Annotated in this window: 20 protein-coding genes and 1 pseudogene; 13 read left to right on the top strand and 8 right to left on the bottom strand. The window is 73.8% G+C overall.

All coding sequences use genetic code 11. From position 1 onward, the window contains the following. Nucleotides 1–511 (top strand): annotated as a pseudogene (locus ACFU7Y_RS12355) (hypothetical protein); the annotation flags it as partial. A 120-nt stretch (nt 512–631) separates the two neighbouring features. Here ACFU7Y_RS12355 and ACFU7Y_RS12350 read toward each other — a convergent pair. Then, nucleotides 632–3661 (bottom strand): hypothetical protein, encoded by a 3030-nt coding sequence (locus ACFU7Y_RS12350; RefSeq protein WP_380767725.1) that lies wholly within the window; start codon nt 3659–3661, stop codon nt 632–634. A 402-nt stretch (nt 3662–4063) separates the two neighbouring features. Between ACFU7Y_RS12350 and ACFU7Y_RS12345 the strand changes: the two genes are divergently transcribed. Next, a complete protein-coding gene (locus ACFU7Y_RS12345; protein WP_380767723.1) occupies nt 4064–4855 on the top strand; it encodes a putative protein N(5)-glutamine methyltransferase in 792 nt (263 codons plus the stop codon). A gap of 90 nt (nt 4856–4945) precedes the next feature. Here ACFU7Y_RS12345 and ACFU7Y_RS12340 read toward each other — a convergent pair whose 3' ends face one another. After that, nucleotides 4946–5374, bottom strand: a complete 429-nt coding sequence (locus ACFU7Y_RS12340; RefSeq protein ID WP_224281488.1) for a PPOX class F420-dependent oxidoreductase — start codon at nt 5372–5374, stop codon at nt 4946–4948. Nucleotides 5375–5585: 211 nt separating this feature from the next. Here ACFU7Y_RS12340 and ACFU7Y_RS12335 point away from each other — a divergent pair, with 211 nt between their 5' ends. Next, on the top strand, nt 5586–6032 hold the full coding sequence (locus ACFU7Y_RS12335; protein ID WP_224281489.1) for a hypothetical protein: 447 nt from the start codon (nt 5586–5588) through the stop codon (nt 6030–6032). Between the two features lie 69 nt (nt 6033–6101). Further along, complete coding sequence (locus tag ACFU7Y_RS12330; RefSeq protein WP_224281490.1) at nt 6102–6605, top strand: DinB family protein; 504 nt, start codon at nt 6102–6104, stop codon at nt 6603–6605. A gap of 43 nt (nt 6606–6648) precedes the next feature. On the opposite strand, the gene ACFU7Y_RS12325 is transcribed toward ACFU7Y_RS12330, so the two are convergent. Continuing rightward, the gene (locus ACFU7Y_RS12325; RefSeq protein WP_224281492.1) at nt 6649–8064 is read right to left on the bottom strand and encodes a pyridoxal-dependent decarboxylase; all 1416 of its coding nucleotides are present in this window, start codon (nt 8062–8064) and stop codon (nt 6649–6651) included. 446 nt (nt 8065–8510) lie between these two features. Here ACFU7Y_RS12325 and ACFU7Y_RS12320 point away from each other — a divergent pair, with 446 nt between their 5' ends. From ACFU7Y_RS12320 to ACFU7Y_RS12305, 4 genes are all read left to right on the top strand, one after another. Beyond that, nucleotides 8511–9866, top strand: a complete 1356-nt coding sequence (locus ACFU7Y_RS12320; RefSeq protein ID WP_224281494.1) for a cytochrome P450 — start codon at nt 8511–8513, stop codon at nt 9864–9866. 31 nt (nt 9867–9897) lie between these two features. Further along, nucleotides 9898–10887, top strand: coding sequence for a pentalenene synthase (locus ACFU7Y_RS12315; RefSeq protein ID WP_224281496.1), 990 nt, complete (start codon nt 9898–9900; stop codon nt 10885–10887). Between the two features lie 63 nt (nt 10888–10950). Next, complete coding sequence (locus ACFU7Y_RS12310; RefSeq protein ID WP_224281498.1) at nt 10951–12150, top strand: cytochrome P450; 1200 nt, start codon at nt 10951–10953, stop codon at nt 12148–12150. Between the two features lie 264 nt (nt 12151–12414). After that, entirely contained in the window at nt 12415–12834 is a 420-nt protein-coding gene (locus tag ACFU7Y_RS12305; protein WP_224281500.1) for a hypothetical protein, read from the top strand. Between the two features lie 101 nt (nt 12835–12935). On the opposite strand, the gene ACFU7Y_RS12300 is transcribed toward ACFU7Y_RS12305, so the two are convergent. The 3 genes from ACFU7Y_RS12300 to ACFU7Y_RS12290 form a co-directional block, all read right to left on the bottom strand. After that, nucleotides 12936–13826, bottom strand: coding sequence for a transglutaminase-like domain-containing protein (locus ACFU7Y_RS12300; RefSeq protein WP_224281501.1), 891 nt, complete (start codon nt 13824–13826; stop codon nt 12936–12938). Nucleotides 13827–13981: 155 nt separating this feature from the next. Continuing rightward, nucleotides 13982–16816 carry a poly(A) polymerase gene (locus tag ACFU7Y_RS12295; protein ID WP_224281504.1) on the bottom strand — a complete coding sequence of 945 codons (2835 nt, stop codon included), beginning with the start codon at nt 16814–16816 and terminating at the stop codon, nt 13982–13984. A gap of 2 nt (nt 16817–16818) precedes the next feature. Then, on the bottom strand, nt 16819–18564 hold the full coding sequence (locus ACFU7Y_RS12290) for an RNA ligase family protein (protein WP_380767718.1): 1746 nt from the start codon (nt 18562–18564) through the stop codon (nt 16819–16821). Between the two features lie 208 nt (nt 18565–18772). On the opposite strand from ACFU7Y_RS12290, the gene ACFU7Y_RS12285 reads away from it, so the two are divergent. Beyond that, on the top strand, nt 18773–19558 hold the full coding sequence (locus ACFU7Y_RS12285) for a methyltransferase domain-containing protein (protein ID WP_224282967.1): 786 nt from the start codon (nt 18773–18775) through the stop codon (nt 19556–19558). Nucleotides 19559–19818: 260 nt separating this feature from the next. Here ACFU7Y_RS12285 and ACFU7Y_RS12280 read toward each other — a convergent pair whose 3' ends face one another. Then, complete coding sequence (locus ACFU7Y_RS12280) at nt 19819–20214, bottom strand: metalloregulator ArsR/SmtB family transcription factor (protein ID WP_224282966.1); 396 nt, start codon at nt 20212–20214, stop codon at nt 19819–19821. 98 nt (nt 20215–20312) lie between these two features. On the opposite strand from ACFU7Y_RS12280, the gene ACFU7Y_RS12275 reads away from it, so the two are divergent. From ACFU7Y_RS12275 to ACFU7Y_RS12265, 3 genes are all read left to right on the top strand, one after another. Then, nucleotides 20313–22301 (top strand): heavy metal translocating P-type ATPase, encoded by a 1989-nt coding sequence (locus tag ACFU7Y_RS12275; RefSeq protein ID WP_224282965.1) that lies wholly within the window; start codon nt 20313–20315, stop codon nt 22299–22301. Continuing rightward, on the top strand, nt 22298–22708 hold the full coding sequence (locus ACFU7Y_RS12270; protein ID WP_380767715.1) for a (2Fe-2S) ferredoxin domain-containing protein: 411 nt from the start codon (nt 22298–22300) through the stop codon (nt 22706–22708). The genes ACFU7Y_RS12275 and ACFU7Y_RS12270 overlap by 4 nt, the downstream gene beginning before the upstream one ends. A gap of 303 nt (nt 22709–23011) precedes the next feature. After that, nucleotides 23012–24100, top strand: coding sequence for a sodium:calcium antiporter (locus tag ACFU7Y_RS12265; protein ID WP_224282963.1), 1089 nt, complete (start codon nt 23012–23014; stop codon nt 24098–24100). Nucleotides 24101–24235: 135 nt separating this feature from the next. On the opposite strand, the gene ACFU7Y_RS12260 is transcribed toward ACFU7Y_RS12265, so the two are convergent. Beyond that, nucleotides 24236–25528 carry a cytochrome P450 gene (locus ACFU7Y_RS12260; protein WP_224282962.1) on the bottom strand — a complete coding sequence of 431 codons (1293 nt, stop codon included), beginning with the start codon at nt 25526–25528 and terminating at the stop codon, nt 24236–24238. A 733-nt stretch (nt 25529–26261) separates the two neighbouring features. Here ACFU7Y_RS12260 and ACFU7Y_RS12255 point away from each other — a divergent pair. Then, a partial coding sequence (locus ACFU7Y_RS12255; RefSeq protein WP_380767713.1) for an ATP-binding cassette domain-containing protein occupies nt 26262–26663 on the top strand: 402 nt, incomplete at its 3' end.

Below are 26663 nucleotides of genomic sequence, written 5' to 3'. Positions count from 1 at the left end.
GCGCTCGCTGCGGTCGGCCTGCGCGGAGCTGCGCGCCTCCTCCCCGCTCCAGGGGTTGATCGACGCGGGGTACTGGCTGGTGGACGCCCTCGGGGCGGACCCGGTGATCCGGGCGGCCTTCCGCCTCGGCCGCGAGGACGCCGGCTGGCAGGCCTCGCCCACCGCAGTGGGACCCACCACGGCCTCGCTCGCCGCGGCGGGGCCCACCACGGCCGGGTCGGCCTTCGCCGACATGCGCGGCTTCCACAGTGTCTGGGCCGGGGTCGTGCGCGACCTGCTGGCCGGCGCCCGCCGCGCCGGTGAGCTGCGCGACCGCTCGGGCGGCCTCGGCCCGGAGACCCTGGTGGTGACTGCCGCCTGCGGTCTGGAGGTGGTCTTCGCCGACGGCTGCCCCGCCGATGAGCGTGCCCGCCGGGTGGGCGCGCTCTGGGACTGGCTGCTGCCCTGCCTGGTGCCCCCGGGCACGGCCGGCGGCTACCGCACCAGGCCGCCGGCCCGGCAGCCCGCCTGAACCCGGCCTGCCTGAACCCGGGCCCGACCGAACCCGACCCCCGGCGGACAGCGGGCCGCCCCCGGTACCCGAAGGCACCGAGGGCGGCCCGACCGCCGTCGGACGGCGGGGTCGAAGGCGTTACGCCACGTACCGGTTGGCAGCCGCGCGGCGCCGGATCCGGGTGAGCAGCAGACCGCCGAGGGCGATCAGCCCGGCCCCGCCCCCGGCCAGGCTCGCGGTGGCGGTCGGCGCGCTGTTCTCCGGCAGCCCGTCCGAGCCGCCGTCCTGGGGCGGAGCCGGGTGGTGACCCGGACGGCTCGGGCAGCCGTGGCTCCCGCCGCCCTTGTGGTCGTGCCCCCGCGGCGGGCAGGGCGAGACGGCGATGCAGAGCTCGACCGGCGGGCTCTCCACGGTCCGCCCCCGCGGGTCGACGGCAGAGGCCCGGGCGGTGTTGGTGATGCTGCCCGCCCGTGCGTCCTCCTCGGTCACGGTGGAGGTGCCCTGGCAGGTGGTGCTCTGCCCAGGGTCGAGGGTGGTCTGCTCGCAGGTCACCTGCCGCACCCGGTCGTCGCTGACGGCGACGTCGGTCAGCGTGGTCGTCCCGGTGTTGGTCACCGTGTACGTGTAGGTGACGGTGTCACCCGGGTGCACGGTCCCCTCGGCGTCGGCCCGCTTGGTGACGGACAGCGAGGACTCGCCGGCCGGAACGACGTCGACGGTGGCCTGGCCCGGCGGACTCTGGACGGTCCGACCCTGGGGGTCGGTGCCGTTGGCGTGCGCGGTGTTGGTGACGTGCCCGGCCCGGGCGTCCGCCGCCGTCACGGTGTACGTCCCGTGGCAGGTGGCGCTCTGCCCCGGGTCGAGACCGGTCCGGTCGCAGGTCACCCCCTGGACGTGGTCGTCGGTCACGGTCAGGCGGTCGACCGCCGCCGTCCCGGTGTTGGTGACCGTGTAGGTGTAGTGCACGGTGTCGCCGACGTGGAACGGCCCGGCGCTGTCGGCCCGCTTCTCCAGGTCGAGCTTGGCGACGCCCACCACCTTCAGCGTCACCTGGGCGATCGGGCTCTGTACCGTCTGTCCCTGTGGGCCCGCGGCGGTCGCCCGGGCCGTGTTGGTGACGTGGCCGAGCTGCTCGTCGGCAGCGGTCACGGTGTACGTGCCGTGACAGGTGGTGCTCTGACCGGCGGTCAGAGTGGTCTGGTCGCAGGTCGCGTGCGCGGCGTGGTCGTCGGCGACGGTGAGGCCGGTCAGCGTGGTCGTTCCGGTGTTGGTGACCGTGTAGGTGTAGCGCACGGTGTCCCCGGCGTGGACCGGCCCGGCGGTGTCCGCCCGCTTGGCCAGGCCGAGCGACGAGGGGCCGACCACCGTGACGGTGGCCTCGGCCTCCGGCGAGGTGACCGGCCGGCCGTTGGACGTTCCGCCGGCGTGGGCGTGGTTGGTGACCTGCCCGGCCTGCGCGTCGGCCGCCGTCACGACGTAGCTGCCCCGGCAGACCGTACTGTCCCCGGGGCTGCCCGCCGGCGCCAGCACGGTGGCGTCGCAGGTGATCCCGGTGACCTTGTCGTCCGTCACCGTCAGCGCGTCGACCGGAGTGCCGCCGGTGTTGGTGACCACGTAGGTGTACGGCACGGTGTCGCCGACGTGGAACGGCTCCTCCGCGTCCACGTGCTTGACCAGGGAGATCCCCGGCGGCGCCACCACCGGCACGTCGGCTGTGGCGGGCGGCGAGGTGATCGGGTTGCCGTCGGAAGTCCCGGTGGCCTGGGCGGTGTTGAGGACATGGCCCTGGGCGACGTCCGCGGCGGTGACCCGGTACGTCGCCGTACAGGTCACCGTCTTTCCGGGGTCCAGTGTGCTCACCGGGCAGGTGACCGGCCCGACCTTCGGGTCGTTCACGGCCAGGTCGTTGACCGGCACGTTCCCGGAGTTGGTGACCACGAAGTCGTACGGGATCGGGGTACCCACCGTCAGCAGCCCGGGCAGCGGCTCGTGCGGCTGCTTGACCAGGTTCAGCGCGGGCAGCGGCTGGTCGGTGTTGACGACGACGTTGCGGATCAGGTGCACGTCGGTGAACAGGCCGGTGGACCCGGCGAAGCCGAACTTGTAGGTCGAGGGCACCGGCTCCGGTGCGGGGGTCTGGAGCACCTGGTGCGGGCCGGTGCCGTCGTTGAAGTCGACGGATACCGTCAGCACCGGTGAGGGCGCGGGCGTCAGGTGCACGTTCACCCGGCGGCGCGAGGGCTCCAGCAGGGTCTGGGCCTGGTCCGGGGTGACCCCGGGCGGCAGCGTGGTGAGCGGGCCCTGGAGCGTGCCGGGCAGCGTGGAGGGCCATGGGCCGTTGGTGGTGAAGTTGCTGGTCGTCGCGGTCAGGAAGCAGTAGCCGGTGGTGCCGTCGCCGGGGCCGCGGACGGTGACCATGTTGGCGCCGGGCGCGGGCACCCGGAAGGACGTGCCGGCGGGGGAACGCTGGGCGCAGCCGTTGCCGCGCTGCTCCCAGTCGCCGAAGTAGTTGCCGAGCACGTCGAGCCCGACGCCCAGGTAGCCGCGGTCGACACCGGGCAGGAAGGTGAGGTTCGGGTCGTCGTCGGGCAGCTTCTGGGCGTAGCCGAGGCTGCCGCCGAAGGCGCCGGGGTGGGTGAGCGAGACGTCGCCGTTCACCAGGAAGAACGAGATGCCGTCGGCCGGGGTGTTCGGCGTGGTGCTGCCGTACTGCCACTGATCGAAGGTCACGTCCAGACCGTTGCCGGCCGGCAGGGCCTGGTCGAAGAGCACCGCGCCGCTCCGGTCGTTGCCGGCGTCGGTGATCCGCAGGTAGCCGAGCGGCGCGCTGTTCAGCGGCGGCACCGGGCCGGTCTCGGCGGCGGGGCAGCCACCGAGCAGGTGGTCGCCGGCCCCGGGCTGGGCGGGGGCCGCGCCGGTGAGGCAGGCCGAGCCGACGGCGGTGAAGCGCGAGTCGGCGGTGGCACCGGTGAAGGTCTCCTGGAGCAGGGGCGTGCCGACGGCCCGGACTCGCTCCGCCGACGGCGCGGCAGGACGACGGGCGGGAGCGACGGCCTGGGCGAGCGGGGCGGTGAGGCCGGCGCCGAGCAGACCCAGGGTGGCCGCGGCACTGATGACGCGGGCCGTTCGGGCACGAAGCCGGGACGGTCCGCGGGATTGTCTCGTCATGCCGTCACTATGCGCGGCCGCTACGGTCGGTTATCGCCGAGTACTGTCAGTGGACCTATCAAATAGCTCGGACGAACGAGCGTGACGCCGGCTTGTGACGGGAAGGCCCGGGGCCCCGGCGCAACCGGGTCGACCCGGCGGCCCCGCTCCCGGCCGGCGGAGGGCGGGACGGGACCGTTCCGATCACCCCCGGCCGACGGTGCGGTAGGGTGGCCGACGCCGAGTATGACCGCGACTCAGGGAGGTGAGACCCATTACCGGTATGTCCGAGCGGGTGCTCCCGGAGCGCGGCCGTGCGGGCGCCCCGCGCGCATAGCGCGGACGGCGCGCCGACACGGTGTCGGCCCTCGCGGGAGCCCTGACGGAGTCGTCAGCCCTCCCGTCTTCCCCCAAGGGGTTCTCTTGTCGGTCTTCTCCTCCGCCTCCCTCCGTTCCTCGGTCGTCTCCCGGCTGCGCGCCGCCGGTTGCGTGTTCGCCGAGGACGAGGCGCGGATCCTGCTCTCCGCCGCGGCCTCGCCCGCCGACCTGGCCGCCATGGTCCGCTCCCGCGCCGACGGGCGACCGCTCGAACACGTCGTCGGCTGGGCCGAGTTCGCCGGTCTGCGGATCGCCGTCGACCCGGGCGTCTTCGTCCCGCGCCGCCGCAGCGAGTTCCTGGCCGCCACCGCCACCGCGCTGACCGCCCCGGGCGCGGTGGTGCTCGACCTGTGCTGCGGCAGCGGCGCGCTGGGCGCCGCGCTGGCGGCCGCGGCCGCCCATCCGGTCGAGCTGTACGCGGCGGACATCGATCCGGGCGCGGTCCGCTGCGCCCGCCGCAACCTGGCCGGCGCCGCGGCGCGGGTCTTCCAGGGCGACCTGTTCGGCGCCCTGCCCGCGGAGTTGCGCGGCCGGGTGAACGTGCTGATCGCCAACGTTCCGTACGTCCCGACCGGCGACCTCGGCCTGCTGCCGCCCGAGGCGCGACTGCACGAGGCCCGCCCCGCGCTGGACGGCGGGGCGGACGGGCTGGACGTGCTGCGGCGGGTGGTCGCCGAGGCGCCGCAGTGGCTGGCGCCCGGTGGGTCGCTGCTGTTCGAGACCAGCGAGCGGCAGGTACCGACGGCCCTCGCGGTGACCCGGGCGGCCGGGCTGGCGGCGGTGGCGAGCCGGCAGGAGGAGCTGGACGCCACGGTGGTCGCGGCGACGCTGCGCTGAACCGCCCTGCTGCGGAGATGAGTTCGGCTGCGGCCCGGAGGCGTGGGCCCGGCCACCGTTCCCCTGTGACGGTGGCCGGGCCTGGTCCGGTCAGATGTGCGTGCCGTACACGTGGTCGACCGGGATGGTGAGGAGTACCCGGCGGTCGGCGACCATCACCTTGCGGTACTCCGTCCAGTCCGGGTGCTCCCCGGCGGCGCGCCGGTAGTAGTCCACCAGCGCCTCGACCTCCGGCCCGTCGGGGTCGGTGCCCGGCCCGGTCAGGGCGGCCACGCCCTCGGCGGTGGCCCAGGAGCGGCCGTCCGGCCCGGTCACCTCCAGGCTGGCCCGCGGGTCCCGGCGCAGGTTGGCGGTCTTGGCCAGCCCGTCCCGGGTGGAGATCAGGATGGCGTTCGCCGCCCGGTCGTAGAACGGCATGACGGGGGAGAGCTGCGGCCGGCCGTCCGCCTTGATGGTGGCGAGGACGCCGAGGCGGCTCTGCGCGAGCAGCGCGTACGGATCGAAAGGAGTGGCGGTCATGGGAGCATCATCGGCCTTCACACCGGTGTGAAGGCAAGGTCCGCCACGCGTGTTGGGCGCAGGAGGCTCCGCATGATGGCACGGTCGGCGAGCCGGTGCGGGGGGTTCGGAAATTCGCCGTGATCTTCGGTGCGAGCCGTTAGGGTCGGTCCGAGTGTTGTGACGGTCCGTCATCGAGTGCGTACCGTCCGAGCCGAGGGGGCACCGCACGATGGGACGCGAACGCAGGCCGGTGGAACTGCTGGAGTTCTCCGACGACCTCCACACCGACGACGTCACCCCGCTGCAGGCCTTCCTGGCCGCCCGCCTCCGCGAGGTGGTCGAGGCCCAACCCGAGGACAGCAGCGCCCGGTTCGCCGCCGAGCGGCTGGCTGAGGTCACCGCCGGGGACTGCGTCTTCCTCTCGGACGTCCTGGTGGCCTGGGAGGAGGTGGTCCTGGAGGGCCGCAACGACGAGCCCGGCTGGACGCAGCGGATGCGCCAGGACGCCATGCTGTGGTGGGAGCGGCTCTGCGAGACGGCGGACCGGTTCCGCGACCACCCCGACCACCGCTCCCGCTGGCGCCCGCTGGCGTACATGAACCTCGCGCACGCGGAGCTCATGGCGGGCCTGACCGACCGGGCGGGCGGCGTGTACGGGGAAGGGGCGCACCCGTGATCCCGGACGGCCGGGGGCGGTGGCCGTAGACGGCGCCGTCTGTCGGTGCCGGCTGGTACGGTCCCGCGCATGAGCAATCGTGTGCCCTTCACGGGTGCGGAGAAGGAAAGCCTCCATGCGGCGCTGGACCGGCACCGCGATGCGGTGCTGTGGAAGGTGGAGGGGCTGGACGACGAGCAGCTGCGCCGCCCGATGACGCCCTCCGGGACGAACCTGCTGGGGCTGGTGAAGCACCTCGGGGGCGCCGAACTCGGCTGGTTCCGGGAGACGTTCGGCCGGGACACCGGTCCGCTGCCGTTCGACATCGACGCCGACGAGACCTCCGACATGCGGGTGGAACCGCACGAGTCGACGGCGGACGTCCTGGCGTTCTACGCACGGGCCCGGGCCGGCGCCGACGAGGCGATCCGGGCGCTGACGCTGGACGACCTCGGTACCTCCTGGTCGGGCAACACCGTCTCGCTGCGCTGGGTGCTGATCCACATGACCACGGAGACGGCGCGGCACGCCGGGCACATGGACATCCTGCGCGAGCTGATCGACGGCGGGACGGGGGACCACGACCGGAGCTGACCCCGGACGTTGCTCCCGCCCGGCCCGCCCCCGGGCCCGGCGCTCAGACCGTCAGCTTCCGGACGGCCCGGGCCAGCGCCTGCGCCGTGCGCCGGACGTCCGCCTCCGTGGTACGCCAGTTGCTGAACGCCGCGCGCAGGGCGGGTCGGCCCGCGTGGCGGGTGGGAGTGAGGAAGGCCTCGTCGGCCAGCTCGGCGGCGAGCGCGGCCAGCCGCTCGGGGGTCGGGTCCGCGGTCAGCGAGAAGCAGACCACGTTCAGCCGCACCGGGGCGAGCAGCTCCAGGCCGTCGGTCCGGGCGACCTGCTCGCCGAGCGTCCGGGCACCGGCGATGCAGCGTTCCACGATCTCCCGGTGCCCGGAGCGGCCGTACGCCCGCAGGGTGAACCAGGCGGCGAGGGCGCGCAGCCGGTGGGAGTTCTCCGGCGTGAGGTGGACCAGGTCGGGGTGCTCGCCCTGGGGATACCCCCGGCCGGAGGCCGGGGAAGGGCCGAGGTAGGCGGCGGCGTTCCGGAAGACCCGGGCCTGGAGGTCCGGGCGGCGGGTGAACTGCACGGCGCTGTCGTACGGCACGTTGAGCCACTTGTGCAGGTCGACGCAGACCGAGTCGGCGAGGTCCAGTCCCGCCACCAGCTCCGCGTGCTCCGGCGACAGCGCGGCGAAGGCGCCGAACGCGGCGTCCACGTGCAGCCAGAACCCGTACCGCTCGCGCAGCGCGGCGATCGCCCGCAGGTCGTCGAAGTCGACGGTGTTGACCGTCCCGGCGTTGGCCACCACCACGCACGGCCCCTGAGCCCCGGCCAGCGCCCGCTCCAGTGCGGCCACATCCACGGCCTCCCGGCCCGGCAGGACGGGCACCGCGCGCAGCGCCGTCCGGCCCAGGCCCAGCACCGACAGCGCCTTGGCGACGCTGGAGTGCGCACTGCCCGACAGCACCCGGACCGGGCCCAGGGCGCCGACCCCGTCCTCGGCGACGTCCACGCCGAGCCGCTCGCCCAGCCACTCGCGGGCGATCGCCAGCCCCACCGTGTTCGACATCGTGGCGCCGCTCACGAAGGTGCCGTGGTGCGCCGCCGAGAGCCCGAACAGCTCGCGCAGCCAGCCGACCGTCTCCCGCTCCAGTTGCTGACCGGCCGGGTCCAGCGAGGAGTTGGAGTTCTGGTCCGCGGCCGAGGTCAGCCAGTCGCCGGCGAGCGCCGCCGGTGTCGCCCCGCCGGTCACGAACCCGAAGTAGCGCGGACCGGCGCTCGCCGACAGCCGCGGCTCCCAGCGCTCCGCGAACTCCGCGAGCGCCGCCCGCACCCCGCCGCCCTCCTCGGTGAGCGGCGCGACGGTGGGCGGCTCGGCCCGTTCGACCACGGGCCGCTCGTCGAGACCCGTCAGGAAGGCGAGCGCCCGCTGCCGGGTCTCCTCCAGGAGTTCGGGCATCCGGCCCAGATCGGCGGCGAGTTCGGGGTGCATGGCGCTTCTCCGTTGATCGACTGTGCGCCGAGGCTAACCACCGGGGCCGCCGGTGTCCCGGTCCAATCCGGAACGGGTGGCCCGGAAGGTGCGTCAACCGGCCGATGCCGCCGGTGCTTTGGACCTGTAGGTCCAATTCCCGAGGCCTACCGGGCTTTCCGCCGCCCCAGGGCCTGTCTGCGAACTCCCGTCGTCCGCCCGCAGACGGGGGTTTGAGGACAGGCGCTAGCAGCAAGGCCGAGGGTTCTGGGGCGAATCCCAAGGAATTCACATCCTTCGACTCAAAACAACCCCGGATGGGAATTTCCTGTCGGTCCCTTGACCTCTCCGGAGGGGGCGGACGATGATCACCGTGCACCGCGAGCGAGCAAACGTTCCATTGTCGGGCGGATTTTCGATCCGAGACTTCAGGGAGGTGCAGGGCTGTGCGTTCCATCACCGCTCCCGTGGCGGCACCCGTGGCGCCGGGGCGTTTTCCGCTGCTCGGCCACCTGCCGCAGCTGGCCGTCAAACGGGTGGAGTTCCTGCAGTCGGTCAGGGCACACGGCGACATCGTCAGGATATTCCTCGGGAATCGGCCGGTGTTCGTCCTGAACTCGCCGCAGGCCGTCCACGACGTTCTCCTGACGCAGAGCAGGAAGTTCGGCAAAGGGCTGCTGTTCGACGTCGCGCGGCCTTTCATCGGGAACGGCATCATCACCTCCGAGCGGGATTTCCACCTTCGCCAGCGGCGGGCGCTCCAGCCGGCTTTCCGCCGGGACGCCATCGCGGCGTGCGTCGGCACGATGACCGACATCGCTGAGGAGCAGGTGTCGGCCTGGCGCCCCGGCGAGGTGATCGCCATGGACCTGGTGCTGCGTCGGCTGATGACGGCCATGCTCGTGGCGACCCTGTTCAGCACCGAACGCCCGGACGGCGCGGACGCCGTCGCCGAGCTGGGCGAACGCGTCGGCGAGCACCTGACCACGGTGATGCGCGGGGTCTTCGTGGGCACCGTGCTGCCCGCTCCGATCGCGTCCTCGCCCGCGCTGGGCCACCGCAGGTACCTGGCCGCGGCCGCGGCGCTTCGCGAGCTCGCGGACACCGCCGTCCGGCAGGCCCGGGAGGCGGGGCAGGAGAGGCAGGGCGGCACCGACCGCGGGGACCTGCTGTCGATCATGTTCGCCGCCACTCCGGGCAACCCGCGGGGAATGACCGACGTGGAGGCCCGCGACGAGCTGTTGTCCCTGCTCATGGCCGGCGCCGAGACCACGTCCACCACGCTGGCCTGGGCGCTCCACGAGATCGGCCGGCGTCCGGAGCTCACCGAGCGGATCAGGACCGAGTGCGAAGCGCTGCCCGCCGGCGCCCTGCCCGGCGCGGCGACGCTCCCGTTCACCGAGCGCTTCCTCCGGGAGGTGCTGCGGCTGCACCAGCCCAGCTGGCTGCTCATGCGGCGCGCCCTGGAGCCGGTGCGGGTCTGCGGGGTCGACCTCCCGCAAGGGGCGGAGCTGATCTACAGCGCGCTGACGATGCACCGGGACCCGGCGCACTACCCGGACCCGCTGCGGTTCGACCCGGACCGGTGGCTCGACCGTACCGAGAAGGACCTTCCGCCGGGCGCCTACGTCCCGTTCGCGCTGGGCAACCGGAAGTGCATCGGGGACCACTTCGCGATGACCGAGATGCTGGTCGTGCTCCGCTCGGTCGTCTCGCGGTGGCGGCCGCGGCCGGTCGAGGGGCACCGGGTCCGCCCCGTGGTCCACGCGCTGATCCGGCCCAACGCGCTGCCCATGCGCGTCTCATCCTGGCCGGCCGACTGAACCGGCCCCGTTCCCGAAGGTGCGCCACACCATGACATCGACGGCAGAGCCCCTGTTCGTGGACCCCGGGGCACCGGCCCAGGCCCCGGCCCTCGACTCCGTTCCGTTTCCGCGCCGGATCAGCCCGGACTTCCGGGCCGCCCACGACCGCCACCTCGGCTGGCCGGAGTCCTTCGGCTTCCTGTCCACGGAAGCGGAGCGGGCCCACCACCTCAAGGGCCAGTTCCCGCTGATCGCGGCCATGTTCTATCCGAACGCGACCGGGAGCGAACTGGACATCGGAGTCGACCAGCAGAGCTGGTACTTCCTGTTCGACGACGCGCTCGACGAGCAGTGGGGCGGGTCGCCCGAGCGGGTCCGCCACCTCGTCGGACTCGTCAAGGAGGGCGTCACCGGCGAGGCGTCCCCGCTGCCGCTGGCCGGGGCCTTCGCCGACATGCGACGGCGCAGCTGCCGTGACATGCCTGCGGACTGGATCCAGCGATCGGCGGCCCACTGGTCCTCCTACCTCGACCACCACGTCCACGAGGCGCGCAGCCGGCAGGCCGGCACGCCCATGTCGCTGGGCGCCTACCTGCGGGTCCGGCGCCACACCATCGGCGTGGCACCGGTCGTCGACCTCGCCGAGCGGCTGTCCTCGTGCGTCCTGCCGGACCACCTGTACGCGCTGCCGCACCTGTCGGTCATGCGCGAGATGACGAAGACCTTCATCATCTGCGACAACGACATCGTCTCCCTGGACAAGGACGCGGCCCTGGGCGAGCAGAACAATCTGGTGCTCTGCCTGGAACGGGAGCACGGGCTCTCCCGGCCGGAAGCCGTCGACCGGGCGCTGCACCGCCGCAGCGAAGCACTGGAACTGTTCACCGGTGCCCACCGGGCCCTGCTCGGCACCGCGGCGACCGGCCACCTCGACCCGGCCGAACGCGACCTGCTGCACCGGTACTGCACGGAGGCGCTGCACACCACCATCCGCGGCGCATACGACTGGCACCACGCCTCCACCCGGTACCGCGGGTAGGCCCTGCCCGCCCCGTTCCACGACCCGCGTTCCCGGGACCGACACAGCTGAGGAGCCCGCACCATGCCCGATCGCCGCTCGGCGTCCTTCGTCGCCTCCGAACGGGACCGGACCTGCCCGTTCGACCCGTCGCCGGACCTGCGCCGGATGCGCGAGGAGGACGGCCTGCCGCGGCTGCGGGTGTCCCATCCGGTGCGCGGTGAGATCGAGGCCGTCGTCATCACCAGGTACGGCGACGTCCGGGCCGCCTTCGCGGAGGAGCGCCTGGTCACGGGCAACGGCATCGACCCGTCGCTGCCGCGCACCCTGTTCAACCACCCGGGCTTCCTGCCCGCCTACAGCGGCCCGGAGCACATCCGCCTGCGCCGGATGCTCACCGGCAGCTTCACCGTCCGTCAGGTCGAGCAACTGCGGCCCGCGATCGAGACGATCGTCTCCGGCCATCTCGACGCGATGGCGGAGCAGGGGCCGGGCGTCGACCTGGTCGAGGCGTTCGCCCTGCCCATCCCGTCGCTGGTGATCTGCGAACTGCTCGACGTCCCGTACGGAACCCGGGCGATGTTCCAGCGCTGCTCCCAGGTGATCATGGACGGTACCGTCGATGCCGAACAACTGGTTGCCGCCTCGGCCGAGTTGAACGCGGCCATGGCGGACATCGTCGCGCGCAACCGGGCCACCCCCGGTGACGGCGTGCTGGGTGCGGTGGTGCGGCAGCACGGCGCGGAGCTGACCGATGAGGAGCTCATCGGCTTCGGCACCACTCTCCTGGTCGGGGGACACGAGACCACCGCGACCATGCTCGCCCTGAGCGTGCTGGCCCTGCTCCGCCATCCGGAGCAGCTCGCCGCCCTGCGCGACGACCCGGCGGTCACCGGCACGGCCGTCGAGGAACTGCTGCGCCATCTCGCCATCCCCGCGCCGCTCCTGCGCACGGCCGTGGCCGACGTCGAGATCAACGGCCACCGGATCGCCGAGGGCGAGCACGTCCTGCTCTCCCCGCTGACCGCGAACCGCGACCCCGAACTCGCCCCCGAGCGCCCCGACGACCTCGACCTGCACCGCCGCCCGGTCGCCCAGCTGTCCTTCGGCTTCGGCGCCCACCAGTGCCTCGGGCAGCAACTGGCCCGGCTGGAACTGAAGATCGCCCTGCCGGCCCTGCTGCGGCGCTTCCCCGCCCTGCGGCTCGCCGTCCCCGAAGCCGGCCTCCGGTTCCGTGAGGGCTCGACGGTCTACGGTGTGGAGGCGCTCCCGGTCGCCTGGTGACCGGCACCCCGCGCACGCCCGGTGAGGGAGCTCAGCGGGAGGCTGCGCGGGGGAGTTCGGCGGGGCGGACGGCGGGGCGGACGGCGGGGGAGGCGAGGGCCGGAGCGGCGCCGAGGCCGGAGAGGGTGCCGCAGCATCGGAACTTCGGTTCAGATCCTCGGGGCGGTGTGACAGGACACGCTTGTCGGTCACGGGACACGTTCGGTGGCCACTGTCCCGAAACCCGGATGCGCTTCCACCGGGGCAGCTGCCATCCTCGGCCGCATGCCAGCCCGTAACCACCGACTGCCGCGCGATCTGGCGTGGCCGCTCACCCCGACTGACATCCGCACCGTCCTCGGAGCGCACGAGACGGACGCGGCCGACCTGGATTTCGACAACCGCCCGTGGGAGGACGGGACCGCGTTGCACGTCGAGTGGGTGCCGCGCCTCTCCTCCAACTACGGCGGCGGTATCCATCCCACGTGGTGGTGCACGGTACGGATCCGTGTCGCCCCGCTCCCGGCCGCCGACCGGGCTGCGGCCCGACACATCCTGCGGCAGAACGCGCTTCCCGAACTCGCGGCCTGGATCAGTGCCGCCCGGCACGCGCCGGAACCCTGGACCCTGTCCCGGCACAGTCGCTCCTGGCGGCCCGAAGGCAGCAGCACGGCCCACCGCGACGACCAGCAGCCGTACCTCTGAACCACCCGTCGACGGGCGAGAGCCGTCACACGGTCGAACTTCGCCGAGACGGGGCAGCCGCACCCCGGTCACAGGCGGCTCGTCGAGGCGTCGGACGACGGTCAGCGCAGGGTGACCTCGCGGGGGCCGTTGAAGGGGGCCAGGGACAGGACGGTCTTCGGGGTGCGCAGGGCGTCGTGTTCGGTGAAGAGGCGGCGGACGGCGGGCAGGTCGATCGGGCCGACCGTCAGGTGGGCGACCTCGTCGTACGGCGTGTGGGGCGTGTTGGTGGAACCCGTGCCCCAGGTGTCCCAGAGGAGGGTCTCGACCTTGTTCAGGGCGGCGAGGTCGAGACGGGTGGAGTGGGCGACGAACCACTCGCCGTTGAGCGGGCCCTCCTCCGGCGGGTGGACGCCGAAGGAGGAGGCGGCGGCCCGGCCGGAGCGGATCGTGCGCCAGGCCCGGCCGGCGACCAGGAAGCGGTCGCGCGGGACGTCCATCGGGTCGAAGTCCACCCGCCAGGCGGCGGCGACCCTCGGATCGGCCAGCTGCGGGTCGGCGAGCAGCCAGCCGCGTCGGTCGTCCCAGTACTCGGTGGCCACGTGGTCGCCGTGGAAGCCGTCCGGGCCGAGGTAGTCGGCGAAGCCGCAGCGCAACCGGGCCGGGACGCCGACGTGGCGGAGGAAGGAGCAGTGCAGCAGGGCCAGGTCCCGGCAGACGCCGACGAAGCGGTCGGCGGGCGCCCGTGGATGGTTCAGCGGGGCCGGGTTGCGGTCGGTGATCAGGTGCAGGATGTCGTCGAGGTAGCGCGTCTCGGCGTCGTGGTGGAGCCGGCCGGCCGGGATGGGGTGGTGGAACAGCTCGCCTTCGAGGCGATGGATGATCAGGTTGCGGGCGATCCGGGAGAGTTGGCTCGGATCGCCGGGGAGATCGGCGTAACGGGGGAGGTGGGCACCGGGGTCGGAGAAGACGCTCTGCCCGAGGTAGAAGGCGGGGAAGTCGGCGGAAGGCACGGAGGAACTCCCATGGGGCTTCGGCCGCATGATCGATGGCTGGGCCGCTGGTCCTCACCGTGGCAAATTTTGGGGGCGGTTGTCCAGAAGAGTCCGATGGGCAGGGGTGGTTCGGCGGATCGGCGGATCGGCGTGGTTCGGCAAGTGGGGGTGGTTCAGCGGGACGGGGTGGGGACGCCGCCGCCGTCGACGTGCTCGACCCGGACGCCGGGCAGGGAACGGGACCAGGCCTTGGCGAGCGGGGCGAGCCGGGCGGCGGGGAGCGGAGCGGGGCCGAGGCCGATCGGGAGGTGGGCGCGGCCGTCGGCGGTCCGGTACGGGTGGGGCCAGGCGTGCAGCCTGGTGGCCCCGGCCTCCTCCAGGGCGGCCAGCAGGGCGCGGATGCGGCCCCGGACGAGGCCGAGCGACTCCTCGTCGGTGCTGACCACGGCCCAGGCGGCGTGCCGGCGGTGCAGCGGGGGAGCGGCGAGCAGGGCGGGCCAGGGGTCCTCGCGGCCTTCGGCGCTCTCGGCGGTCAGTTCCCAGGCGTGGAAGAGCTCCTCGGTGAGCAGATCGCGGGTGTCGGCGCTGACCTGGGTGGTGCAACTGCGGACCGGGGCGGAGGGGGTGAGGACGGTGAGCGGGCCGGACGGGGGAGGCGTCGGGGCGGTGGTGAGGGCGACGGGCCGGCGCCAGTCCCAGCCGGCCCAGGTCTCGGTGAAGCGCTGGAAGAGGTCGTCCTCGGGGCCGCCGGCCGCGTCCAGGACCGTCCGGGCGGCCAGCACCGACCAGGCGAGCGAGGGAACTTGGCCGAAGGGCGCGGAGTCCAGGCCGCGCGCCCGCGCCCAGGCCTTGACCTGGCGCGCCAGCCGGACGAAGGTGGCGTGCCGGGCACCGAGCGCCGCAAGGATCGCCTCGGCGTCCGTGACCGCGCTCAGCGCGACTGCTTCCGCCTCGCCCAACTCCGCACGGCGGTCGACGGCTTGGGCCGGGTCGAGCGGACCGGTGAAGACCACCACGAGGTCGACCGTCAGGCCCTCGGCGGTCAACCGCAGTCCCGGCACCCGGGCACCGCGCACCTCGTGCAGCCGTAGGGCCTCCGGCAGCGCGGCGGCCACCCGGGCGCGGACGGCGGGCAGGTCGGCGGGGCCGGGCAGCGCCGCCACCAGGTCCAGGTCGGCGCCGTCCAGCTGGCAGCCGAGCCGCCGGGAGCCGACGGTGTGCACCACGCCCTCGGGCAGGGAAGCCGCGATGCGGCGGGCCAACGCCCGGGCAGCGGCCGTTCGTCGAGCCGACTCCGGGGCCGGCGAGGCGATCAGCCGCTCGGGCACCGCCCTCGTCTCGCCCGTCCCCAGCGAGACCACCGCGCGCGGGCGCATCGGCTCGGCGCCCCGGCGGGAGAGCACGACCAGGTCGCCGACCCGGGCCGGTAGCCCGGTGAGCCGGGCCGCGCAGTCGGCGGCCACGCGCTGCGGGTCGTCGCTGCGCCCGAGGGTCAGATGCGGGGTGAAGCCCTCCGCCCGGCCGCGGCAGCGGGGGAAACGCCGCTCCAGCGCGTGCCGCAGCGCCGCCCAGGGCGTGGGGGAGGCGGCGGCCGGGTCCAGCCAGACAGTGGCGTCCTCGCGGTGCCCGAAGGTGTGCACGCCCTCCAGCCGCGCGGTGAACGGCGCGACCTCGGCGGCGGCCGCGGCCAGCAGCGGCAGGGCGCGGTCGAACTCGGACTCCGGGACGAAGCCGAACAGCAGGTTGACATGCGGGGGCCAACGGCGCAGCTGAGGGTCGTACGTCTCGCGCAGCCGCTGGATCGGCGGCCACAGCTCCTCGGACGGCAGCCAGGCGACGGCGGTGCGGGCGGTGGGCACGGCGGCGAGGACCTCGGGTGCGCCGCCGTCGGCGTCGTCGCCGTCGAGGGCGAGGTCGACGGCCACGCCGTAGTGGTCGGAGGGCAGGAGTCCGTCCTCGGCCGGGCGGTCGCCGAGCAGGACGGCCGCGGTGGCGCGGGTGCCGCCGGCGCGGTGCAGGACGCGGTCCAGGCGGCCCGGGCGGCCGGTCAGCGAGGAGACCGCGGCGAGCGGGTTGGCCGTCGGGTCGAAGGTGGGGGTGTCGTCGGCCGGCCCGTGCACCTGCGTCCAGGCGTCCCGCAGGCCGAGCGCGCCGGCCGGGCCGGCCGGCCCGGAACGGCCGTCGTTGAAGTCCCCGAGCAGCAGCAGCTCGCCCTCGACGCCTGCCAACCCCTCGGCCAGTCGGGCGAGTTCGGCCTGGCGGCGGCCGGCACCGTCGGGGGAGTGGTCGCTGCTGAGGTGCACGGCGGCGACGGTCAGCGGCGCGCCCGCCGTCCGTACCGACACGGCGGTGACGGCCTTGTGCGGGCCCAGCGCGTGCCGCCCGGCCGCCTGCACCGGCAGTCGGCTGAGCAGCAGCAGGCCGTGATCTTCGACCTCCGGCCCGAGCGGGTCGGCGGCCAGGGTGTACCCGGCGCGGACCCAGGGGGCCGCCAGCAGCAGGGCGACCAGGGCGGGCTCGACTTCCTGGAGGGCGATGACGTCGGCGTCGGCGGCCGCCAGCGCGGCGAGCAGCAGCGGGCGGCGCCGGGCGGTGGCGATCCGGTCGGCGTCGTAGCGGTCCCACAGGGTGTTCCAGGTGACCACGCGCAGGGCGGCCGCGGTCGGGACGTCCCGGGTGGCGTCGGCGGGCCGCCAGCCGCCGTCCCGGTGCCAGGCGTACGGGGTGGTCGCGGTGAAGAAGGGCGTGGGCAGGAGGGGCGGGTCGGTGCGGCGCCCGGCCTCGGTGGTGTCGAGCAGGTCCACGCCCGAGGCGCGGTCCCAGACCCGTATGCCGTCCGCCTCGACCCAGTGCACCCGGTGCCAGGGGATCTCACCGGAGGCCGCGAAGGCCTCCAGTGGGACGCGCTCGGTGCGGTCGTCGCGCTGGCGCACGCCCAGGGTGAACCGGGCCGGATCGAAGCGGGCGTCCCAGCGGATGCGCTGGCAGATCTGTTCGATGGGGCGCATCATCAGTCCTCCTGCTCGTCCAGCGTGCCCGCGGTGTCCTCCACGGTGCCACCGGGGCCGACGTACCAGGTGCGGTGCGCCTGGCCGGGGTAAGGCGGGCCGAAACGGTGCAGCTGCGCGCTGAGCACCTGGGCGGGCACCGGGTGCGGCCGGACGGCGTTGCGGCGCAGGAGTTCATCCTCGCCGACCACCAGCACCACCTGGGTGACCAGGGCGTCGCGACGCTGCGCGACGGCGTGGACGTGGGAGCGCTGCCGGCCGTTGAGCGAGGTGGCGTCCCAGACGACGGTGGCGCCGGTGGTGTCCGCGGCGGCCAGGGCGGCGTCCAGCCGGGCCAGCCCTTCGCGCAGCACCTCGGCGTTGTCGCGCTGGTCGGCGCGCGAGCCCCGTGCGGCGCGCAGGTCGTCCAGGCTGATCCTGACGGCCACGCCGTCGAGCCCGGCCGCGAAGCTGCTCTTGCCGCTGCCGGAGGGGCCGCACAGGTGGACCAGCCGGGGGAAGCGGCCGTCGCGCCGGCGCCAGGTGGCCGCCACGGCCTCCTCGGCGGTGGCGATCCGGCCGAGCGCGTACGCCTCGCGGGCCTGGGCCCAGCAGCGGTCGGCGGCGTCGCGGTCCAGGCCGGCCAGTGCCTCGCGCAGCCCGGTCCGCAACCGGGCGAGCGGTGCCTCGTCGAGCAGCCCGGCATCCTCGGCGTGCAGCGCCGACCAGGCGACCTGCTCGCGCTCCTCCCCTCCCGGGGCGGCGGTCGCGGCGACGGCGTGCAGCACCCCGAGGTCGGCGGCGGCCGAGAGCCGGACCAGTCCGGCGCGGCGCTCCTCGTCCGGGTACGGCTGCTGGAGGGCGGGGTGCAGCCCGACCAGGTCGGCGACCCGCCGGGCGAGCGGCAGGCCGAGCGGGCCGGCCAGCCGCGGCGCCAGCGACTGGCGGCGGGCGGTGCGCAGCGCGGTGGCGAGCACGCCGGCCAGCCGGCTGTCCCCGCCCCGGCCCAGTTCGTCCAGCCGGGCCGAGACCTCGGCCAATTCCTCCGGTGGGCAGCAGAGTTCGGGAAGGTGCAGGGCGGCCGCGAGGGCGGCAGGTTCGGGCAGCGCACCGGAGCGTACGGCCCAGAGCGCGGAGCTCGGGCCGAGCCCGTTCTCCACCACCGCGGCGTGCATCCAGTGGGTGCCGGTGCGCACGTGCCGCGGGCGGACCCACTTGGCGACCCGCTCGCCGAACTCGGCCCGGGGGAAGCCCCGGACCGTCCGCACCACGTACCCCTCCTGCCGGTCGAGGTCCAACCGCAGGGCGCGCAGGGCCCGTTCGTCGTAGCGGCCGCGCCACAGCACCCGAGGGGCGGGGATGCCGAGGCGGCGCAGGAAGCGGACGGTGTCGTCCCAGTCCAGGCAGTGGTCCTGGCCGTCGGGCCCGGTCGTCCAGACCGAGAAGCCGTAGAACCAGCTCTCCAGATCGGTGTACGGGATCGAGTGCCGGGCGAACAGGTTCTCGCCGCAGATCCGCCAGCCGTCCGGGATGCGCGGGGCGATCCGGCCCTGGAGGCCCTTCACCCAGGCGCGGGAGGGGTGGTGGCCGGAGTCCAGCGAGCGGGCGTGCAGGCCGTCGCGGTAGAGCGTGGTGTTCTCGCCGTCGAGCTTCTCGGTGACGACGACCTCGGCGCCGGTCAGCGCGGACAGGTCCCCGGTCCGTACGTCGTCCGCCGTGGCGCCCGGTGACCAGGGCAGATGCGGCGTCCGGGGGTAGTGCACACGCATGTCCGGCTCCCTGGGCGTTCTTGATCCGGCGGCCACTGTAGGAGCGGCCGCGAAGCCCCGGCCACCGATTAAACGGGACTGGTGAGGGTGCCCCTCGGCAGCTGGGGGCCCGGGCGACACGCGGGCAGGAACGTCCCTGCACCCCCGTGCCGCACCCGCGCGGTGCAATGGCGCCACCCGACACGCCGTCAACAGGGGAGGCCGACAGGTGGAGACGAGGGCGAAGGACGCGGGCCCGGTCCGGGTGCTGGACGTGGCGAGCGCCGACTACCGCCGGGCGTTCGAACTGTTCCTCGCCGGCACGGACGAGAAGCCGATCACCCACGCCTGGCTGGGCGAGATCGCGGCCGCCCTGCCGCACCGCCGCGTCCTGCTGGACCTCGGCGCGGGAGACGGCCGCACCACCGCCTACCTGAGCCGCTCCTTCGACCGGACGATCGCGGTGGAGCCCAGCGCCGCGATGCGCGAGAAGCTCGGCACTGCCTGCCCCGACGCCCTGGTCCTCCCGGAGCCGCTCGACCGGGTCCACCCGCCCGAGCAGGGCGACCTCGTCCACCTCTCCCACGTGCTCTACTACGTGCCCGAGGTGGACTGGCTCGGCACCGTCACCCGCGCCCTGGACTGGACGGCCCCCGGCGGCACCCTCCTGGTCGTGCTCCAGAACCCGGAGAGCCCCTGCATGCGGATGGCCGCGCACTTCACCGGCGTCCGCTACGACCTCGGCCCGCTCGCCGATCGCCTGCGTGAACGGCACCCGGAGCACGGCTACGCCCTCGAAACCCTCGACCTCCACTACCGCACGCCCCACCTCGCCGAGGCGGTGGACGTCGCCGAGTTCATGGTCAACGTCGCCGACCTGGCCGCCCTGGACCCGCTCCCCTCCCGCGCGGCCCTGACCGCCTACGTCCAGGACCACTTCGCGCTCCCCGCAGACGGCTACGCCATCGGCCACACCCAGGACATGCTGATCATCCGCCGCGCCGCCCAGGCCTGAACCGCAGCGGCGGACACCCACCCCCGACCAGGGCCCAGGGATGCCCGACGCCACCCCGTCCTGCCGCGACCTCCGCGCCCTGGCGATCGACCGCTCCCCCAGGCGCTCCCCGGAGCGCAGCCACACCCGGGGCCTGATCGACCCCAGCACCGGCATCCTGGAACGTCCGGGCGTCGAGGTCGAACGTGAGTCGAAGGAGCGCAGGGTGTGCCGGTGGGGTGGCTTCCGGGCCTTCGGTTGCCTCGGCCGGCCGCGGGCGGTCAGTGCGTCGGGCCCTGGACCGCTTCGTCCTCGTCCTGCATGTCGGCGGCATCGCTGAGACCGAGGCGCAGGTGCTCGATGTGGTAGACGGCCTGGTCGAGGAGTTCGGCGACGTGGTTGTCGTAGAGCGCGTAGACGACCGAGCGGCCCTGGCGGGTGCCGACGACGAGGCCGAGGTTGCGGAGCAGTCGCAGTTGGTGGGAGCAGGCGGACTGCTCCATGCCGACCTCGGTGGCGAGTTCGGTGGCGGCGCAGGGGCCCTCGCGCAGGCGGGAGAGGATCAGCAGGCGGGAGGGGGTGGCCAGGGCCTGCAGGGTGGTGGCCACCCGGGCGGCGCTGGCTGCGTCCAGGCGCGTGCGCGGGACGGCGGTGGCGGGAGCGGCTCCATGACCCATGGGGGCAATACTACAACTCATAAATGAAGGAGCGTTCATATGTTCATGTATGGTGGACGGGTCGTCGGTCCTGCCCTGCCCTGAAGGGTTCCTCTGCCATGTCCTCCACCCTGATCGAGCGCCCCGCGCCCGCGGCCGCGCCTCGTTCGGATGCCGCCCCGCGCCGCCGCACGCGGGTCTTCGCACTGCCCGAGGCCCGCTGGGCCGCCGCCGCGACGGTGCTGTTCCTGATCGCGCTGCCGCTCCAGCTGACCGGCGCCCCCGCCTGGGCCTGGGGCCCGCTGTACGTCCTCGCCTACGCGACCGGCGGGTGGGAGCCGGCGTGGGCGGGGTTGCAGGCGCTGCGCGAGAAGACCCTCGACGTCGACCTGCTGATGATCGTCGCCGCGCTCGGGGCTGCGGCGGTCGGGCAGGTGATGGACGGCGCGCTGCTGATCGTCATCTTCGCCACCTCCGGCGCCCTGGAGGCGCTGGCCACCGCCCGTACCGCCGACTCGGTGCGCGGACTGCTCGACCTCGCCCCGGCCACCGCCACCCGGCTGCTGCCCGACGGCGGCGAGGAGACCGTGCCCACCGAGGAGCTCGCGGTCGGTGAGACCGTCCTCGTGCGTCCCGGTGAGCGGATCGGCGCCGACGGCAAGGTTCTCGACGGTGCGAGCGAGGTCGACCAGGCCACCATCACCGGCGAGCCGCTGCCCGTGGCCAAGGAGACCGGGGACGAGGTCTTCGCCGGAACCCTCAACGGCAACGGCGCGCTGCGGATCCGGGTCGAGCGGGACGCCTCCGACTCGGTGATCGCCCGGATCGTCGCCATGGTCGAGGAGGCCTCCGAGACCAAGGCGCCCACCCAGCTCTTCATCGAGAAGGTCGAACAGCGCTACTCGATCAGCATGGTCATCGCGACTCTCGCCGTCTTCGCCGTCCCGCTCGCCTTCGGCGCGGCCTTCACCGGCTCGCTGCTGCGCGCGATGACCTTCATGATCGTCGCCTCCCCGTGCGCGGTGGTGCTGGCCACCATGCCGCCGCTGCTCTCCGCCATCGCCAACGCCGGACGCCACGGCGTGCTGGTGAAGTCCGCCGTCGTGATGGAGCGCCTCGGCCAGGTCGACACCGTCGCGCTGGACAAGACCGGCACGCTCACGGAGGGCACCCCGCGCGTCACCGACCTCCGTCCCCTCACCGGTTCCGGCCTCACCGAGGAGGAGCTGCTGGCGCTCGCCGCCGCGGCCGAGCACCCCAGCGAGCACCCGCTGGCCCGCGCCGTCGTCGACGCCGCCCGCACCCGGGGCCTCGCCCTGGCCGACGCCGAGCACTTCGCCTCCACCCCGGGCGTCGGCATCACCGCCACGGTCGAGGGCCGCACCATCGCGGTCGGTGCACCGACGCGGCTGATCAACGGCCGTACGGACACGGCCTCCGCCCACGCCGCCGTCATCGCCGCCGAGCTGGAGGAGACCGGCCGCACCGCCGTCCTGGTGGAGGCGGACGGCGTCCCGGTCGGCGTGCTCGGCATCGCCGACCGGCTGCGCCCCGACGCCGCCGACACCGTGACCGCCCTGACCGGGCTCACCGGCCGCACGCCCATGCTGCTCACCGGTGACAACCCGCGTGCCGCCGCCCACCTCGCGGCCGAGGTCGGCATCACGGAGGTGCGGGCCGGTCTGCTGCCGCAGGACAAGGTCGCCGCCGTCCGCGAGCAGGAGACGGCCGGGCGCAAGGTGCTGGTGATCGGCGACGGCGTCAACGACGCGCCCGCGCTCGCCGCCGCCCACACCGGCATCGCGATGGGCCGGGCCGGCTCCGACCTCGCCCTGGAGACCGCCGACGCCGTGATCGTGCGCGACGAACTCGCCACCGTCCCCGCCGTGGTGGCACTCTCCCGGCGGGCCCGCGGCTTCGTGGTGCAGAACCTGGTGATCGCCTCGGTGTTCATCTCGGTGCTGGTCGTCTGGGACCTGGTCGCCACCCTGCCGCTGCCGCTGGGCGTGCTCGGCCACGAGGGCTCGACGGTGATCGTCGGCCTCAACGGCCTGCGGCTGCTGCGCGAGGCCGCCTGGACCAGGGCCCGTGCCGAGGGCGGCCGGTGAGCCGTCGAAGCAGGAAGGCCGTAGCCCCCGTGAAGGGGGCGGCGGCCCGCTGCACCGTCACCGTCTGCCGGGGCTGCTGCTGCGGCACCCCGAAGGTGCCCGGTGTGGACCACGCCGCCCGGCTCGAAGACCTCCGCACCTCGCTCGCGGGGATCGCGAACGTGCGCCCGACCGGCTGCCTGGACGCCTGCGAGCAGGCCAACGTGATGGTGATCCAGCCCTCCGCCGAGGGCCGCAAGGCCGGCGGGCGCCCCGTGTGGCTCGCCCTGGTCAACGACGCCGAAGCCGCCCGCGACATCACCGCCTGGGTCGAGGCCGGCGGCCCCGGACTCGCCGATCCGCCGGGCGTCCTCGACCTCTACGCCTTCCGGCCCTCCCGCCGGATCCGCCAGGCGCTCGACGACTGAACCGGACCCGCACCGAGGGGATGTGACGCGGGAAACAGCGGCAATGAGTATCAAGAGGAGGTAAAGCCCCGGTATGGTCTACCCCTGCGAAGGGGAGTAGCCCCGCGAACCGGTCGTCGACACACTGGAGTCATCCGCCTCCCGGTGGCCGGGCCCGTGATTCGGTACGGATCCGGGCGGGCGAGACCTTCGGTCCATGGTCGACGACGGAAACAGCGCGTCGGCGGGGCCGAAGCCTGCCCGTGCCCCTCGCGCCGGCCGTCCTTCGGACCCGCGCCGAGGCGGGAAGGCAGGACGGATCCCGTGATCCATTTCGTGTTGCTCATCGTCTGCGCGGTGGCGATCTACCTCTCGTGCGAGTGGTTCGTCAACGCGGTCGAATGGCTGGGTGAGCGCCTCAACGTCGGGAAGATGGCGGTCGGTACGATCCTGGCCGCCTTCGGCACCGCGCTGCCCGAGTCGGTGGTGACCCTGGTCGCGGTCACCACGGGGGCCACCCAGGAGGCCAGGAACATCGGCGTGGGTGCCGCCATGGGCGGTCCGCTCGCCCTCGCCACGGTCGCCTACGGTGTCACCGGTGTGATGCTCCTGCTCCACCGCCGAAAGGCGCGCAGCGCGGCTGCGGCCCCCGTTCCGGTGGGGGTCGGCGGACGGAACGACGCGGTCGCGTCCATCGGCGGCGTCCCCGGCGGCGGCCAAGCGCTCGGCGGCGAGAGGGACATGAAGCGGCTGGCCAAGGACCAGAGCTGGTTCCTGCCGATCTTCGCCGTCAAGGTCGCGCTCGGTCTGGTCGCCTTCGCGTTCAAGCCCGCCCTCGGCATCCTGTTCTTCGCGGCGTACGCGGTCTACTTCTGGCGGGAGATCCGCAGCAGCCGCGCCGAGGGCGAGGAGGAGGACGAGGAGGAGCTGGAACCGCTGAAGTTCCAGCGGAAGAAGGCGTCCCCCGACACCTGGGCGGTGGTGGCCCAGACGCTCGCCACCTTGGTGGTGATCTTCTTCGCCGCGCACTTCTTCGTGAAGCAGCTCGACGTGATCGGTCCGATGCTCGGCCTGTCGGCCACCGTGACGGCTCTTCTGCTGTCCCCGATCGCCACCGAACTGCCGGAGATCATGAACGCCGTCATCTGGGTCCGTCAGGGCAAGACCAAGCTCGCCCTCGCGAACATCTCGGGCGCGATGATGATCCAGGCCACCGTCCCCAGCGGTATCGGCCTGCTGTTCACCAGCTGGCACTTCGACGGTGCGCTGCTGTGGTCCGGGGTCGTCACCATGGCCGCGATCGTCTACCTCCTGCTGACCATGCGTGCCCACAAACTGACCCCGGCCCGGCTCGGTGTGACGGCGCTGCTCTACGCCGTCTTCGCGGCCGGGCTGATTCCCGTCCTCAACTGATCGCGACGGGAGCTGTCTGACGCCCCGGTGGCGCGGTTCGGCCACAGGCCGGGCCCGCGCCCCGGTCCCGGCCCCGGTCGAGGACGACGAGGGCTGATCCCACAGAGCACGGCATCTTCGACAGCAGGACTGCCCTCAGCCGCGCGAGGTGGCGCGCAGGCGCAGGCCGTCAGGTGCGAGACCTCCGAAGGTGGTGACCTGGTAGCCGGGTTCCGGTCCGGGCGGCTCGCTCACGTGGTAGCGGCGGGCGGTCTGCGCGGTCAGGAGCGTCAGCACGGCCATGGCCAGAGCGGCTCCCTCGCAGCCGTGCGGCCCGGTGCCGAAGGAGAGGAAGGCCCCGGGTTTCGCCGGCGAGCCCGCATCGTCGAGCCAGCGTTCGGGCTGGAACCGGTCCGGTTCGGAGTGTTCCCGTGCGTCGCGTTGGGCGGTGTAGGGGCAGACGAGAACGGTGGACCCGGCGTCGATGGTGTAGCCGGCGAGCTGGGTCCGTCGCGTGGTACGCCGGGTCAGGAGCCAGCTCGGGGGGTGCAGTCGAAGCACCTCGTGTACCAGCGCCCGGGTGTATCGCAGGCTGTCGAGGTGGGTGCTGGTCGTCGCGGCCGGGTCCGCGGGCAGCAGGGCGGCTTCTTCCGCGACGAGGCCCGCCGCCCGGGGGTACCGGGCCAGGTGGAGCAGGATCCATCCGGCCGCCCGGGAAGGCGTCTCGAAGGTGGCGACGGTGATTCCGGGGAGACTGTCGAGGATGGCCTCTTCCGGCAGCAGGCCGTAGCGGGGGGAGGGCCGGAGCATCTGCCCCAGCACGTCGTCACCGAGGCTGCCCGACGAACGGCGCCGGCGGACGATGGGCCGCAGCGCGTCGGTGAAGGCGATTTGCTGTCGGGTGCGGAACCGTCGTGCCGGTGTGGGGATCCAGCGCGGCCACACCCAGCGCGAGGGGCGTACGAGCAACTCCCGGGCCTGGAAGAGCTGTGAGGCGAAGGGCAGCAGGGTGGGTGCGTCCTCGGAGAAGAGGTAGCGCACGCCGATCTCCGCCAGGGCGTGCCGGACCGGGGGCAGGATCTCGACATCCTGGCCGGTGGGCCATTGGTCGGCGAATCGAGCGGTCCCCGGCGCGATCTCACCGATCCGGGCTGCGACCGCCTGGGGGCGTAGTCCGCGCATGCGCGCGGCGTGAGCGTTCGCCCGCTCCTCAGGCGTCGGTGCTCCGCTCGCCCGCTTCAACGGCGGGAAGAGGGGCGAGGGGGGCTTGGGGAAGTCCTGCTCGCGGCGCAGGACTGCTTCACACGGCCCGGCCGCAGCGGTGACGTAGACGCCCGGGTCCAGCTGCCAGACGTCTCCGCACTCGTCAGCGCCACGGCGCGCTACCGCCAGCCGGTCGCGGCTCCAGGCCGCGAAGCTGCCTTCGGGCAGCCGGGGCGGCTCGTTCATGCGGCCCATGAGATCGTTCCTGACCCTCCTACCCGTCCAGGCCGATGTCGTCGGCGGCGTGGCCGGGAGCCGGCGGACGCCCGAGGGCGTTCGCCGGCAGTGCCGTCAGGTCCAGTCGTGTTCGCCGTACGCACCGTAGTGGCGGGTGAAGGACAGCTTGCTGAGCAGCTTGGCAATCATGATGCGCTCCTCTCGCCTGGCTTCAGCACCAAGTGCCATATATTCCATACTTCCACATACGCCATATGTGTCATATCCGGGGCATCGGTCGCACGTATGGATACGGGCGCGTGCTTGCGGGCCGGGCCCGCAGCCGGCCGACGCCGACCTGGCGCTGGAGGTCAGTGCCGCCCCCGGCCTTGGGATATGGCGGTGCCGGCTACCTCAGGATCGAGGGGTGTCAGCGCCCCTGAGGAACGGAACAGCCGGCACGTGAACCGGCAACCTCGCAATTCGGGATGACGAGGTTCCTGAACGATGGGGCCGGTACGGCTGAACGTCCTCGAACCGGGGCCCGTCAACTGCCCGTGGCCGCATGCTTGGCCAGCTCCGGGAGTGCCTCCAGGCCGTGGGCGGTCTCGGCCGCGCAGAGGGCGGTCGAGGCGGCGAGGCCGGCGAGCGTGGCGGCGGACCAGATGTGGCGGCGCGGGGCGGGGCGAGCAGGGCGGTGACCCTGCGTGGCACAGCGCCGAGCGTGGCCGGGCAAAGGCGTCCGAGGCGCCCGAGCAGGCCGATGGCTGCTGCGGGGACGCGGCTGCGGGCCCGGGTGCGGCGGGCGGCGAGGGCGTCCTTGCCGACGGTGCGGGCGGCCCGCTCGCGGTCGCCGACGGCTACGACGGCGCTCTCGTCGGCCCAGCGCTCCGGCGAGACCCGGGTGGTCGCCCTGGACGCGGTCACCGTGTCCGTGCCGCGCGGTGAGTTCGTCGCGATCACGGGCCACTCCGGCTCCGGCAAGTCCACTCTGATGCACCGTCCGGCCGAGCTGCCCGGCGGTCAGCAGCAACGCGTGGCGTGTGCCCGCGCGCCGGCGAGCCGGCCGGAGGCGGCGACGGCGGTCAGGCCGGCCGGTCCTGCTGGCCCCCGGACCAAGGCCGGCCGGAACCCCGCCGCCTGCCGACGGGCGCCCCCCCCCGAG

Origin of the sequence: Kitasatospora sp. NPDC057542, assembly GCF_042801945.1 — a bacterium.
Taxonomy (GTDB): domain Bacteria; phylum Actinomycetota; class Actinomycetes; order Streptomycetales; family Streptomycetaceae; genus Kitasatospora.
This window is presented reverse-complemented; position numbering and strand designations above follow the sequence as displayed.

What these genes read in the sequence shown, in the direction of transcription:
- ACFU7Y_RS12350 (WP_380767725.1), bottom strand. Translation starts at nt 3,661, where the DNA reads ATGACGAGACAATCCCGCGGACCGTCCCGGCTTCGTGCCCGAACGGCC.
- ACFU7Y_RS12340 (WP_224281488.1), bottom strand. Translation starts at nt 5,374, where the DNA reads ATGACCGCCACTCCTTTCGATCCGTACGCGCTGCTCGCGCAGAGCCGC.
- ACFU7Y_RS12335 (WP_224281489.1), top strand. Translation starts at nt 5,586, where the DNA reads ATGGGACGCGAACGCAGGCCGGTGGAACTGCTGGAGTTCTCCGACGAC.
- ACFU7Y_RS12330 (WP_224281490.1), top strand. Translation starts at nt 6,102, where the DNA reads ATGAGCAATCGTGTGCCCTTCACGGGTGCGGAGAAGGAAAGCCTCCAT.
- ACFU7Y_RS12325 (WP_224281492.1), bottom strand. Translation starts at nt 8,064, where the DNA reads ATGCACCCCGAACTCGCCGCCGATCTGGGCCGGATGCCCGAACTCCTG.
- ACFU7Y_RS12315 (WP_224281496.1), top strand. Translation starts at nt 9,898, where the DNA reads ATGACATCGACGGCAGAGCCCCTGTTCGTGGACCCCGGGGCACCGGCC.
- ACFU7Y_RS12310 (WP_224281498.1), top strand. Translation starts at nt 10,951, where the DNA reads ATGCCCGATCGCCGCTCGGCGTCCTTCGTCGCCTCCGAACGGGACCGG.
- ACFU7Y_RS12305 (WP_224281500.1), top strand. Translation starts at nt 12,415, where the DNA reads ATGCCAGCCCGTAACCACCGACTGCCGCGCGATCTGGCGTGGCCGCTC.
- ACFU7Y_RS12295 (WP_224281504.1), bottom strand. Translation starts at nt 16,816, where the DNA reads ATGCGCCCCATCGAACAGATCTGCCAGCGCATCCGCTGGGACGCCCGC.
- ACFU7Y_RS12290 (WP_380767718.1), bottom strand. Translation starts at nt 18,564, where the DNA reads ATGCGTGTGCACTACCCCCGGACGCCGCATCTGCCCTGGTCACCGGGC.
- ACFU7Y_RS12280 (WP_224282966.1), bottom strand. Translation starts at nt 20,214, where the DNA reads ATGGGTCATGGAGCCGCTCCCGCCACCGCCGTCCCGCGCACGCGCCTG.
- ACFU7Y_RS12275 (WP_224282965.1), top strand. Translation starts at nt 20,313, where the DNA reads ATGTCCTCCACCCTGATCGAGCGCCCCGCGCCCGCGGCCGCGCCTCGT.
- ACFU7Y_RS12260 (WP_224282962.1), bottom strand. Translation starts at nt 25,528, where the DNA reads ATGAACGAGCCGCCCCGGCTGCCCGAAGGCAGCTTCGCGGCCTGGAGC.